Origin of the sequence: Paenibacillus sp. MER TA 81-3, assembly GCF_023713585.1 — a bacterium.
In the GTDB taxonomy this organism is placed as follows: Bacteria; Bacillota; Bacilli; order Paenibacillales; family Paenibacillaceae; genus Paenibacillus_B; species Paenibacillus_B profundus.
Genome location: NZ_JAMAWB010000019.1, coordinates 64,388 through 77,688 on the forward strand (window position 1 = coordinate 64,388; position 13,301 = coordinate 77,688).

The 13,301-nt window shown below is 52.9% G+C and carries 10 protein-coding genes; all 10 read right to left on the reverse strand.

The features are described from left to right. Positions 1–114 precede the first annotated feature (114 nt). On the reverse strand, positions 115–1,152 hold the full coding sequence (locus M3650_RS23350; protein WP_251578258.1) for a galactose ABC transporter substrate-binding protein: 1,038 nt from the start codon (positions 1,150–1,152) through the stop codon (positions 115–117). Between the two features lie 725 nt (positions 1,153–1,877). Beyond that, positions 1,878–2,729 carry a MurR/RpiR family transcriptional regulator gene (locus M3650_RS23355; RefSeq protein WP_251578260.1) on the reverse strand — a complete coding sequence of 284 codons (852 nt, stop codon included), beginning with the start codon at positions 2,727–2,729 and terminating at the stop codon, positions 1,878–1,880. Positions 2,730–2,912: 183 nt separating this feature from the next. Then, positions 2,913–4,076, reverse strand: a complete 1,164-nt coding sequence (locus tag M3650_RS23360) for a serine hydrolase domain-containing protein (RefSeq protein WP_251578262.1) — start codon at positions 4,074–4,076, stop codon at positions 2,913–2,915. A gap of 105 nt (positions 4,077–4,181) precedes the next feature. Beyond that, a complete protein-coding gene (locus M3650_RS23365) occupies positions 4,182–5,369 on the reverse strand; it encodes an anhydro-N-acetylmuramic acid kinase (RefSeq protein ID WP_251578264.1) in 1,188 nt (395 codons plus the stop codon). Positions 5,370–5,732: 363 nt separating this feature from the next. Beyond that, entirely contained in the window at positions 5,733–6,749 is a 1,017-nt protein-coding gene (locus M3650_RS23370) for a substrate-binding domain-containing protein (RefSeq protein WP_251578265.1), read from the reverse strand. Positions 6,750–6,765: 16 nt separating this feature from the next. Continuing rightward, entirely contained in the window at positions 6,766–8,502 is a 1,737-nt protein-coding gene (locus M3650_RS23375) for a cache domain-containing sensor histidine kinase (RefSeq protein ID WP_251578267.1), read from the reverse strand. 36 nt (positions 8,503–8,538) lie between these two features. After that, positions 8,539–10,245: a response regulator transcription factor gene (locus M3650_RS23380; protein WP_251578269.1), complete on the reverse strand. Its 1,707-nt coding sequence runs from the start codon at positions 10,243–10,245 to the stop codon at positions 8,539–8,541. Between the two features lie 1,021 nt (positions 10,246–11,266). Further along, the gene (locus M3650_RS23385; protein ID WP_019421657.1) at positions 11,267–12,451 is read right to left on the reverse strand and encodes a trans-sulfuration enzyme family protein; all 1,185 of its coding nucleotides are present in this window, start codon (positions 12,449–12,451) and stop codon (positions 11,267–11,269) included. A gap of 199 nt (positions 12,452–12,650) precedes the next feature. Beyond that, on the reverse strand, positions 12,651–12,791 hold the full coding sequence (locus M3650_RS32745; protein ID WP_369011144.1) for a hypothetical protein: 141 nt from the start codon (positions 12,789–12,791) through the stop codon (positions 12,651–12,653). After that, a complete protein-coding gene (locus M3650_RS23390; protein WP_251578271.1) occupies positions 12,724–13,299 on the reverse strand; it encodes a glycoside hydrolase N-terminal domain-containing protein in 576 nt (191 codons plus the stop codon). The genes M3650_RS32745 and M3650_RS23390 overlap by 68 nt, the downstream gene beginning before the upstream one ends. Positions 13,300–13,301 lie beyond the last annotated feature (2 nt).

Below are 13,301 nucleotides of genomic sequence, written 5' to 3' on the forward strand. Positions count from 1 at the left end.
AGCTGCAATCTGCTCATAACGATTCTACTTTTGGCACAGCAACAGGGGCCCCTTAGCGCTCGAGCACCCGAGCCCCATGCCGTTAATTACGTATATTCGTTTGCTATCAAACGTCTATTGCGCGTCATCGATGTTGTCCTTCGTAATCTTTTTATACGGAATCCAGACGAACTTGCCGTCCGTCAGATCATATCCGCTATTGTCTTTGTTCGGCACTTCCCCCTTCGCCAATACAGCGGCCAGTCCCAGCGCCGCTTTCCCTTGGTTCTTCGCGTCGTTCAGCACCGTGCCAAGCATCGTGCCATCCTTGAGCGCTTGGAGCGCCGGAGCGGTCGCATCGACGCCGACGACCGGCATCTTCTTATCACCCGTAAAATATCCCGAGGCCTTCAGCGCCTCAATTGCGCCAAGCGCCATGTCATCGTTGTTCGCTAGCACCGCTTCAATTTTGTCGCCATGAGCGGCTAGGAACGCCGCCATTTTCTCTTGGCCTTTTACGCGGTCCCACATGCCGGTGTCTTCCGCCACCTTCTCCACCTTAATGCCTGCATCCTCAAGCGCCTGGACGGAGTACTTCGTGCGCAGTTCCGCATCTTGATGACCCGGCTCCCCCTTCAGCATGACGTATTGAAGCACGCCGTCCTTGTTCTTATCCGCGTCTGGATTGGCCTTCCAATAATCGACGAGGAGCTGGCCTGAAATAGTGCCTGATTCTTCGGCCTTAGCGCCGACATAATACACTTTATCCCACTTCTTCATATCTTCCGGCAGCGGTTCACGGTTCAGAAATACGACCGGAATGTCGGCCGCCTTCGCCTTGTCGATAATGACTCCAGCCGCGGTTCGATCGACCGGATTGACTACAAGCGCATCCACTTTTTTCGTAATGAACAAATCAATCTTGTCGTTTTGGGTCGGTTGTGAATTTTGGCTGTCTACGATATCGACCTTCGCCTTACCCTTTGCCGCTTCCGTAATTGCATTGCGCACCCCAGTCATGAATGTATCGTCGAACTTATAAATCGCAACCCCGATATTCGGCTCGGTGCCGGATCCGCCCGAATTGCCGCCTCCCTCATCCGACGAACCGGAAGAGCAGCCCGCAACCGTTAGCATAACGCAGAAAAGCAGCATTGCTGTCCATTTCTTCATTCCTAACAACCTCCCTTTTGTTGTAAAGCATGAATAAGGCTATGAAATTATTATGACGGAGACATCGTTCATAAAGAACAGAAAATCCTCATCATTTCTATTGAAATCCTCACATCTTGATGAGAAAACCTCTATTGAGGCGTACCATAATTATCGAAATCGAAAATGCGTCACTCGTGCAGTAGCGCGTTCAGACTGACGGACTGACGGTGATTCGCTACATCAGCCGCTTTGCTTCATTCTCCCCTTCCATCAGGAATGAGGCGGTACTTCTAAGGACGTCTCTGATTCTCTTCTATCGGGAAGGCGGCACCCTAAGGACGTCTCTGATTCTCTTCTATCGGGAACGAGGGTAGTACGTATAGGGACGACTCTGGTTCACTTTCATCAAGCAGCCCTTCATGGTATATGAAACGGCATATACCTTATTTATCCTCGACGTTATCTCTCCTGACTGTATGGGAGAATAGAGCTAAGGGCCTTAGCACAGAAGCCCGACAACATGTTTTCGTGTGAAAGAGAAGGGACTGCCATTCTGAATGAGGGGGAGAGTGAGGCAAGGGTTTGAACAGGCATACTTTCTTCGGAAAGGATAAAGTTACGGCTCCAAGGCGAAAAAAATCCTTGATACACCTGTCGGGCGCATCAAGGATCAAGGAGCTGAGCTCCAATCGTTATTCGGTTTCAATTGTCCGCTCTCATTATTTCTCGGACGCTTCAGGTCATTACCGTTGACCTTTCACATCGTGAATAATGGCGCGGCTCTTCTCCAAATAGGTGACTGAATTGTCGTAATTCCGGCTCGCCACCCCCAGATAGAGAATGTCGATAATATTGAGCTGGGTAATACGGGACGCCATCGCTCCACTGCGGATTTCGTTCTCTGTCGAGGAAATGAAGAGCGGAATATCCGCAATCGCACTTAAGGTAGAGTGTCCGTATTTCGTAATGCTAATCGTGGTTGCACCTGCTTCGCGAGCTGCTTTAAGGCTGGCAATGGCGTATTCCGTTTCCCCCGAATATGAAATGCCGATAGCCGCGTCCTGCGACGTGAGCATGACTGCAGAGGTCAGCTGTAAATGCGGATCGGTAAACGAAAAGCTTGTCTTGTTAATCCGCAAAAACTTGTGCTGCGCATCCTGCGCGATCAGGTTCGAGGCCCCCAAGCCGAAAAAGTACAGCCGATCCGCCTTGTGCATCTCCTCTACCGCCATCGCCACCATGGACGCATCCAATATTTTGACCGTGTCGCGAATCGATTGAATATTGTTGTTCGATACGTTCTGAATAATCGTCTCCACCGAATCGTGCGGCTGGATCTCCTGATATCCTTGGGGTTCCTTGCCTCCCTGCAAGTCGCCGGCCACCTTCAGCATCAGCTCCTGATACCCTTTGAATCCCATCGACTTGCACAACCGTATGACCGCCGCTTGACTTCCCCCGCTCTGACGAGCAAGCTCCGCAATGGACATCCCAATCATATCCGCTGGATGCTGTAAGATGAATTCGGCGACTTTGCGTTCGGATGGCGTAATATCGTCCAAAATTTCCCGCAGCCGCACTAATCCTCCGTTCATTCGCCATCCCTCCTTCATCTTCTTATTGTAGTGCATCGGCGGCGTTGGCGCCATCACTTCAAATGCTGCACCCGCTGCAGGCGTCCGTGTTCAACCTATTCTATAAATTTGTTCCACATTCGCTCAGAGTCAATGCTTCATAATGGTTTGCATAAAGAGCACGGACGTTTGCTTAGACGAGTTCTAATCTCGTATTGCCGCTGCGACTGCTTGATGGATGTCATGGCGCAACTTCGCAATAGATGTGTCGCGTCCGAAATGAACCCGATTCGTCAGCAGGACAACGACAAGATCGCGCTCGGGATCGATCCAGAGGCTCGTGCCCGTGAATCCAGTATGACCATAGCTGCTTCGCGAAAGTCCGTTCCCCGTCACATCTGCAGGGTCGTCCTTCAGCACCCAGCCAAGCCCCCGATGGGCCCCCGGGATACGGGGCGTATGGCTGCTAAGGGCTTGACGGACCGCGGACGGCGAGAGCAGCGCATTGGCTTGCCCCGTATGGGCGTTGGTCGTGGCTGCAACGCTGTCTTCTATTGCGACACCTGCGTTGGCGCTGACGAGCCACATCTGCGCGTACCGCGCCAAGTCGTCCACAGTGGTGAACAGCCCTGCATTGCCGCTGACCCCGCCGAACGCATACGCATTCTCGTCATGCACGCGGCCCCACCGGAACCCGCCCAACGCCGGGTCATACTCGGTCGCGGCGATGCGCGGGCGCCATTCGCATGGCGGGTTGAAGCGGCTGGCGGACATTCCGAGCGGCCGGAACAGCAAGCGTTCGGCGGCCTGGGCGAGCGGCTCGCCCAGAAGCCGTTCCGCTATCCGGCCAAGCACGATATAGCCCAAGCAGCTGTACACGCAGCGGGTGCCTGGGACGTGTGCCGGCTTCATCCGGCAGATGCAAGCGAACATTTCGTCCGGCGTCCATCCGTGCGAGTACAAATCCCAGTGCGCAGCCAATCCCGAAGTATGCGACAGCAGCTGGCGGATGGTAACCGCGTGCTTGCCGGATTGCCCGAATTCCGGCACATAAGCGGCAGCCAGATCGTCGAGTCGGAGCTTCCCTTGATCCGACAACAGCAGAATCAGCGGCAGCGTGACGACGACCTTAGTCAGCGAAGCGCAATCATAGACGGTGTCGGCAGAGGCTAGTATCGCAACACCGTTGCCTAACACGGCATGGCCTGCCGCATGAGTGGCGAAATGCCCGTTCCGTGCGACAAGCGCAACGCCGCCGGGGATGTTCTGCTGCGCGACCGCATGGTCGAGAAGCGCCCAAGCCGCTTGCAGAGCAGTACCGCTTAGGCCCAATCTCTCCGCTCCGCCTGGCAGAATAGGCCCCTTCAAGATAAGGAATCGCTTTCATTTTGCTGTAAGACGACGCTTTGCAGCCATCCCATCACTCGTTGTTCCCTCTCGTTCATCTCTATATCCTCCTCTCTCAATCGGCAATTATGGCAGCGCCAGCTTCCCCATGACAGTTGGGCTCGCCGCTCCGGTCACGGCAGGCAGGTTGTTCGTGACGCCATGCACGAAATCGTTCGCCAATAGCGCAAAGGCAACCGCCTCTTTCGCATCGCCCGGCATGCCCATTTCATCGGATGCCATCACCTTCTGCTCCGGCAATTCCGCTGCCAGCCAGCCCATCAGCGTCAAGTTCTTGGCTCCGCCGCCGCTCACGATCACTTCGCTAACGGAATGCTGGCCGAAGACGAACTCGCGGTAAGCGCATGCAATCGAGCGTACCGTCAACGACGTGAATGTGGCGATGATATCCTCGGCAGACAACTGCCGATGGAGTCCTTCTGCGATCCATTTCGCGGCATACTCACTGCCGAACATTTCCCTGCCGGTCGTCTTCACCGGCTCCAGGCGGAAGTATGGATGGGCCAGCATCTCCGCAAGCAGCTCTTCGTTCACCCGCCCTTGCGCTGCCCACTCCCCATTGCGATCATAGTGGAGCACTCCGTCCGATAACTGGTAGACCGCTTGATCGATCAGCATGTTGCCAGGTCCGGTATCAAAAGCGGTGACTGCATCAGATGACGCTCCCGCCGGAAGTATGGTACAGTTCCCGATCCCCCCGATGTTCTGCACAATTCTGCCGATGTCGTCATGCCGAAAAAAAATATAATCCGCATAAGGCGTCAAAGGGGCTCCTTGGCCGCCTACCGCCATATCGGCCGGACGGTAATCTCCAACGACGGGTTTGCCGGACAGCTTCGCGATTACGGACAAGTCGCCGATCTGCAGTGTCGACGGCATAAAATAAGGATTATCATCAAGTACTGTCGGTTGATGCCAAACGGTTTGCCCATGCGAGCTGATAAAGTCGATATCATCCAGCGCGATCCCTGCAGATGCAGCCGCTTCCAGCGCAGCTTCGGCAAATCGCCGCCCCAAGTAAGCATTCATCACACATAGGTCTGCGACGCGGGAATGTTCGTTGCTGCACAGCGCCTTTAATCGCCCCCGCAGCTCCTGCTCGTATTCGATGCAATGAAAGGCGAGCAGTTCGGCCTTCGCATCCATTCCGCACCCTCGTACCTGGACGATGGCGGCATCAATTCCGTCCAACGACGTGCCGGACATCAAGCCTATAATGATACGTACCGGTTTGCCTGCCAATGAAAATCTCATCGCGCTCTCTCCCTTCTAGTGACGGATGGCAGATATGACAAAATAGTGATGTTCGATAAGGAATGAGTCTTGTTTCGATTAGGTGCAGTTTGCAGAAGTGTCTAATAATGATTGATTTACGGGATTTCCAACAAATCGAGGAGTTCTGGGAAGGGTTCAATTGCCGCTGTTCAAATGCTGTGACAGACTTTTGAGGAAGGTTCTAGGCGGTTTAGCTTTATTATACGCAAACGAAATATTTTTTCAATTACCATTTAAAAATATAATTTTTTATTTTAAAATTATCCACCAATTCGTTTATAATCATCTCGAAGGCTGGCGGAATATCCCTCATTTTGCTGCCGCCAAACTGCTTGATGCATATTATTTCACGAAGGGGAACAACAGCTTCTGATTTTCCGGCCAGAACATATTATTTAAATCAATCACCTTCGCATCCGTCTCCACCCGTTCCGGTATATCGGAGCCCTGCAGCGCGTCCGCCGCATATTTTACGCCGAGATACCCCATCGCAAACGGGTTCTGTACGACGGCAGCCCCAATGACCTCATCTTGCAGGTACCCCATAAGCTCAGGCGTGCTGTCGATGGTAACCACTCTTATCGCCCGACTGGCATCCGCGTCCTTGACGGCCCGCGCCACACCGAGAGAGGAGATCGAATTAAGCGCCACGATGCCTTCCAGATCCGGATGCTTCGCCAGCATGCGAAGCATCAACTCATACGCAAGATCTGGATCCGAGTAGCAATACGCTTTCTCTGCCACTTCAATTCCGTCATACCGGGAGAACAAGTCCATCAATCCCTCCTCGCGCTGCTCGGCATTATGCGCGCCTTGAATAAAGCTCATAACGCCGACTTTGCCTCTGCCATTCATCAGCTTGACGAGCTCCTGCCCGGCTGTCCGCCCCATTTGATAGGAATTCGTACCGATGTAACTCCGTACCTTCGTGGAGCCGACCTCGGAATCAATGGAGATAACGGGTATGTTATAATAGCTCGCTTGGTCCACAACCTGCCCGAGCGCCATGTAATCGCTAGCAGCGAGAATGAGCGCATCCACACCCAGCTTTAGCGCTTGCTCCGTATATTCCACCTGCTGCTGGACGTCCTTCTCATGCTCAGGTGCGAGAAATGTAATTTTTACGTTGAATTCTTTGGCTGCCGCCTCTGCCCCCATACGAACCGTATTCCAATAATCGTCGTTCAGCATCTTGACGACGAGCGCGAAATTACGCTGCTCCGGCTCAGAGATTTCAATAATGCCGTTGCCGGAGCAAGCCGTATTGAGAGCAAGGGGCATGATGATGAGCAGCAGTACGATGGCTCGCAGCAGCTTCACCTTGAATCCGCGCCCCTGTCCAGCATATGAACTAAGCATCTCATCTTCTCCTTCCTCATGACTCGTCTTCGCGCTCCAGCGGCAGCCACATCGTAACCGCCGTCCCCACGTCCGGTTGGCTTTCGATCTCCAGACCGTAAGCTAAACCGTAATACAACTGCAATCGCTCCTTAACGTTGCGCAGTCCTACACCAGATCCCTGTCGGCTCTCGACTCGTCCCGCTTGAATAGCTTCAAGGCGCGGCGGCGGGATACCCGCTCCGTTGTCGCTGACTTTAAAGCGCAGCTTACCGTCAACCTCCCGCGCCGAAATGCGAATGCAGCCTTCGTCAGCGCTGCCTTCGATGCCATGCTGAATGGCATTTTCTACGATCGGCTGCAGTATGAGCTTCAGGGTGCGGCTATTCAATATGCCCTCCTCCGCTTCAATCTCATACGAAAATTGATGCTTAAACCGAATATTTTGAATAATCAAGTAGTGCTTCACATGCTCCAGCTCTTCCTGCACCGAAATAATATGCTGGCCTTTGCTCAAGCTGATGCGGAAAAATTTCGACAACGACGAAATCATCGTCACGACATCGTCCGTGCGCCCGCTCCCCGCCAAGCGAACGACGGAATTGAGCGTATTATACAAGAAGTGGGGGTGAATCTGCGCCTGCAATATGTCTAGTTCGTTCTTGCGCTTCGTCTCCTGCTCCACGATAATCTGATCCATGAGCTGATGAATGCGGGCCACCATTAGGTTGAAGCGGCTCGTCAGCTGCTTGACCTCTTCGGCGCCGCTCATCTCCATATGCACGCTGAACACGCCTTTTTCCACCAGTCTCATCGTTCGTTCTAATCGCTTGATCGGATGAGAGATACGAGCGGACAGCACGAAGGAGACGATGAGCACGAAGCCGAGTACGGCGGCAAGCAGCCAAAATAAAAATCCGCCGATTTCCTGCTGTGTCGTTACGAGCTCGTCCATATAGGACACGCCGACAACCTTCCAACCAAGCGGACTAACGGTTTTAACCGTAATAAGCCGCTCCACCCCGCCTGAGCGGTCGATATAGCTACCGTAAGTATATTTGAGCACCTGCTCCACATTTTCATACTTCAGCCCATTGTAGATTAACTGCTGCTGCGGATGATAGACCAGGTTCCCCATCGAGTCGATCAAATAGACATATCCTTTGCCGCCTAGCGTAACCCGCTGGCACAGATCGTCAATGGTCTTAAAGTTTACGTCGATCAGCAGAATCCCTTTTTCCCCTATGCCAGACCTGTGATACGTCATTCCTTTGCTCAACGAGACGACCCATTTATACGCGCCTTCGAACAGATTCTGAATGTGGGGGGGCGAATAGGACAACTGCTCTGGCGCTTGAACGGCAGCTGTGAACCAGCTCTGTTCGGTCAAGCTGGTATTGCGGCGCTGAATCTGCGATGGGATGCTTTGAATGAGCTGCCCGTCGATCGTAAAAATGGCCATGCTTACAACATCGTCGCGCGTCATCCGGATCGTGTCGAGCTGTTCCTGCAGCTCCTTCACAGGCAAGCCGCCGCTTCTGTTCAGGCGATCGTCAATGATTTCAAAAAAGGCGCCGATTCCGCTCACGTATGATTCCAAATTGAACTTCACCTGATCAATGATTTGCTGATTGTTCAGCACAGCATTCTGTTCCGCTGTATTGGCAAATTTGTCATAGACGACAAAGCTCACGAACAGCATCACAATGACGGTAATTAGCGTGAATGAAGCCGCAATGATAAACTGAATGCTTCGCACTTGTCTCCACTTCATCCCATCCTCCACTTTTCCTGCGCGACAGATCCCGGATCAGCCTTCATCTGCTCGGCTGCGATATTCTTTGGGCGATAGCCCCGCGTATTTTTTAAAGGAGTAGCTGAAATAATTCGGATCGCTATACCCTACTTGCTCCGCAATTTCGAACGTCTTCCAATCGCTCGAGCGCAAATACTGCTTCGCCTTTTCCATGCGCAGCTGCAGTAAATAGTTGACGAACGTCATCTTCGTTTCCTTTTTGAAAATACTGCTGAAATACCCGGCGCTAATATGAAGATGCCCGCATACCATCGTGATGGATAAATCGCTGTTCACATAATTAGCTTCGACAAACGACGTCGCTTCCTGCACGAGCTTCTTATACGAGGTCTGCCGATCAGCCGCAATATGATGCATGAGCCGAGTGCACAGCTGGAGCACCCACTGCTTGGCCTCCTCCATATGGCGGAATTCCCGAATCCGCTCGAACGAGGCTAGCTCATCGCCGACAGCCGCATCCGCTGCTTGGCCCGCATCCCGTGCGACCTTCATCAGGGCGATGAGCATCTCCATTACATAAATCTGAAAATCCTTGACTGAAATATGAGCCTCCATCAGCCCTTGAAAAAGAGAATCGAGCATCCCCCTTAGTTCCTCCGCCGTCCCCACCTTCAAGCAGCGGATGAGCGCCTCTTCCTTCCAATGATCGAAGCACAGCTTCTCCACCATGCGCATCTCCACATCATCGATGCAAATGACTCGGTTACTGCCGAGAATGACGCGGTAATCGAGCGCGGCGATCGCAGCATTGTACGCATAAGGCGCCTCTTCCAACGTATGAATGACGGTGCCGGCCCCCGCCGTTACTGTAAATCGCAAATATCGTTCCACGTTTTGCCGTATTTCCTCCAGAACTAGGAGCGTCCGCTGACGGATTGGCTCCATATCAGGCGATTCATCGCAGCTTATGAGCACGACTTCTTCGTTATGAATCATCACGAATCCAAGCTCATGCTTATGCGCGATTTCTTCGGCGATGTTATACACCGCGAACAGCTGCAGCCGGGAATCCCCCGTGTCCTTGAGCGACAGCGCATGCTGCGGTACCCCAGCGTCCCTCTGTGGAAACTGCTGTATAAACGGCTGTAAAGACGGCTCTTCTTCTTTTCGATTCGATAGCAATGAGCACGGGATGTCAAGACTGATTACCGACAACATGAACTGACTGCCGCAGAGTGGCAAATCATAGATTCTGGATTTCTCATCGATCTCCTTACGGTTCACTTTGCGCGTGAAAAGCGATGCGAGGAACACTTCCTTCAAGACGGGAAGACTGTTGCGATAGTGCTCCTGCAGCACGTGTACGTTTTCTCGCTGAGCCTGCTCCTCGTCCATGCTGGTCTTGACCTTGAGCAGCACATTAATCAGCTCCTGGGAAGAAAACGGCTTAAGCACATATTCGTCGATATGCAGCTTGACCGCCTTTTGCGCATATTCGAACTCGTCATAGCCCGTCAAAATAATGATTTTGATCGTAGGGAACTGCTCTCGTATCCCTTCCGACAGCTGCAGACCATTCAGAAAAGGCATTTGTATATCAGTCACCACGACGTCTGGCCGCAGCTTGTCCACCGCTTCGAGCGCTTCCCGTCCGTTCTCAGCGGTGCCAATTACCTCGTAGCCGCAACCGCTCCATTCGATTTCACGCAGCAATCCTTCGCGCACGTCTTCTTCGTCATCCACAAGCAACAGCTTGTACATTTCGCAGCCCTCCCTCCCCAGAAGCGTCTATATTTCACGATAAGCAAACGCTTTCAATGTGTTATATCGTAGTACAGCATTGAAATTTTTAGCTCATTTTAAAATAACTTTTACCTCCTGTCCACCTGAATCTCTGATAGCAGGCACGTGAGAAAACCTCTATTGAGGCATTTCGAAGATGAGCGACCGCGCTTAGAGACAGATGATATGTTCTATCGCTAACGTCGATATGTTAAATAGACATTGATTCTTTATCATGTACGAACTGTTATGTTTGTATAGTGACGCGTTCAGACTGAGAGGATTCGCTGCATCCGACCCATTGCTTCATTCTCCCCTTCCTTCAGAATGCAACAAGACTATGTTGGCCTCTGGTTCTCGTCCATCAGAATGCTGCACGCCTATGTTCAACTCTGGTTCTCGTCCATCAGAATGCTGCACGCCTATGTTCGACTCTGGTCTCGTCCATCAGAATGCTGCACGCCTATGTTCGACTCTGGTCTCGTCCATCAGAATGCTGCACGCCTATGTTCGACTCTGGTCTCGTCCATCAGAATGCTGCACGCCTATATTCGACTCTGGTCTCGTCCATCAGGAGGCGCCCATCAATGAACGACTCTATATTCACTGCAATCAAGATTGACCCCCTCGGGAATTAATATCTTTTACGAAACGGCATGTACCCTTATCTCAGTCATCCCCCCTGACTGTATGGGAGAGAGAAGCTATTGTACGAAAAAGACTGTCAACCTATTCTCGTTTGAAAGGGAAAGGAGAGCTGCTATTCTGATTAAAGGGGAGAGTGAAGCAAGCTATGGAACAGTCATGAAAAAATTTCTATTGAGGCTTTCCGAAGATGAGCGAACGCGTTTAGAGGTGCCTTAATGGTCAAAAAGGCCGCCGATCCCGCTTCGGATCCGCAGCCTTATCCTTGCTCACTTACTTGCAATTCCTCGCTCATTCACATTCAAAGGGCAGTATTCCTTACTGACATCGCCGAACTTGTGGCCTCGTTCATTCCTTACTGTTCAAGCGCCTGAAAAGAACGGCTCATGTCCCCGATCAGCAGGTTCGGATCTTCCAGTCCGACATACAAGCGCACCAGCACGAGTGGTTCGCTCTCGTCCGAGGCTTCCGGACGCACGACCTGCACCAAGCTCTCATAGCCGCCCCAGCTAACGCCAATGCGGAAAAATTCCAATCGGTCCGCCCACGCCTGCAATTGCTCAACCGGAAGCGCCGCCTCGAAGGAGAACAAGCTGCCGCACCCGCTCATCTGCCGCTGAGCCAGCTCGTATTGCGGGTAGCTTGGCAGACCCGGGTGATTGACGCGCTTCACGAACGGAAGCTGCTCCAAATATGCAGCAACTTGGCGTCCATTCTGCCCGAGCCGCTCCATCCGCAGCGGCAGCGTGCGCAGCCCGCGCATCGCCATGCAAGCGGTCTGCGGCGTCATGATGCCGCCGTACAGCAGAAATTCCTCTTGACCAATCCGTTCGAGCCGTTCCTTAGAGCCAATGATGACGCCCCCCATAATATCACTGTGTCCGCCTACATATTTGGTCAAGGAGTGCACGACCAAATCGATACCAAGCGCCAGCGGGTTCTGATAGATCGGCGTCGCCCAGGTGTTGTCAATAATTGTAGTCGCGCCAATTCGCTGCGCGAGTTCTCCGCAGGCGCGCAGGTCCTGGAGGCGAATCGTCATGCTCGTCGGGCTTTCCAGAAAAAGCAGCGTCGTGTTCGGACGCACAGCCGCTTCAATGCTCGCCATGCTCTCCCCGTCTACGAACGTCGTTTCAATGCCGAAGCGCAGCAAGTAGCTGCTCAGAAATTGCCGCGTCGGCCCATACACACTTTCCACGCAAATGACGTGGTCGCCCGCTTTGACAGCGGACATGATAGATGCGGAGATCGCCGCCATTCCCGAAGCGAAGCAGCGCGCTGCTTCTCCGCCTTCAAGCATCGCCAGCCGCCGTTCCAGCTCATTGACGCTCGGATTGTTCCCCCGCGAATATAGATGATAATGGAGCGGAGAATCAAGCGCCTCATAAAATTCTTCATGACACGGGAATGTGAACAAGCTGTTCTGATACAGCGGCATCGTCACTGCTCCGTAATGACGTTCATCATGGCAATCGTGCACGACGATCGTCTGTTTATCCCATGTATTACAGGGTGCGGATTGCTGTTTCTCTATTGACATTGTCCATTCGATCCTTTCGCTGTCGTTCGTTCCGGCTGCATACGGCCCATCTTCACTTCCTCCAACAGGTGGAACAAGCCGGAAGAACCTGATCCATAGAATTGTAGAATTTGGGATTGCTTATACCGAGTCCATCATAACAAAGGGCGGGGCGTTTATTCAACAGCCATCCCATTCCACGTAACCGCCAGCTTTTGTCTCACATACACGCTCTGCCGTGCCGTATCTCAGCGTCACGCTCCGTCCGAGCAAAGAACGTATACGGCAGCGGGTCAGACGATTCTGCTTCCATTCGATATCGAACTTCGAAGCCGCCCCGCGCACGCAAGCCCGACACCACCCCACTCGCCCAAGCTGCAGGCAGGTGCGGATGGCAACGTAAACGGTAAGCGAATCCGCGTCGCGAATGAATAGCGACTCCCCGTCGGCCTGAACATGCCCGCCTTGAGGTACCGCCTTGACGCATCCAGCGAAGCAGACTCTCGCATAGTCCCGCGATGTTCCGCTTGCCCTGTCAGCAGAAGCGCATCGGTTCCGATCGATTCAATCCGTGCGCTTCCACGGGTTAGCGATAACTTACAAGAGAGGGACTGCCGCTTGTCGACGCTCCAATGCAGCACGAGCACCTGAGCCGTAGCCGACACGAACATTTCGCTGCGATGAGTGACTCCAGCTCGCACGTATTCGACCGTGGCAATAGCCGTATCCAGATCAAGCTCGCGGCGATAGTCAGACCGTTCTCCTTCCCCCTCCACTGTCGTTGCCTCAACGACCTGTGCATTTATATCTTCAAGCCACAGCTCTCCGAACGGCTGATAACTGCGCGGTTCCGTATGTGGATGGAGCACCC

Coding starts and splice junctions, on each gene's coding strand:
- M3650_RS23350 (WP_251578258.1), bottom strand. CDS start 1,152: ATGAAGAAATGGACAGCAATGCTGCTTTTCTGCGTTATGCTAACGGTT.
- M3650_RS23355 (WP_251578260.1), bottom strand. CDS start 2,729: ATGAACGGAGGATTAGTGCGGCTGCGGGAAATTTTGGACGATATTACG.
- M3650_RS23365 (WP_251578264.1), bottom strand. CDS start 5,369: ATGAGATTTTCATTGGCAGGCAAACCGGTACGTATCATTATAGGCTTG.
- M3650_RS23370 (WP_251578265.1), bottom strand. CDS start 6,749: ATGCTTAGTTCATATGCTGGACAGGGGCGCGGATTCAAGGTGAAGCTG.
- M3650_RS23375 (WP_251578267.1), bottom strand. CDS start 8,502: ATGAAGTGGAGACAAGTGCGAAGCATTCAGTTTATCATTGCGGCTTCA.
- M3650_RS23380 (WP_251578269.1), bottom strand. CDS start 10,245: ATGTACAAGCTGTTGCTTGTGGATGACGAAGAAGACGTGCGCGAAGGA.
- M3650_RS23385 (WP_019421657.1), bottom strand. CDS start 12,451: ATGTCAATAGAGAAACAGCAATCCGCACCCTGTAATACATGGGATAAA.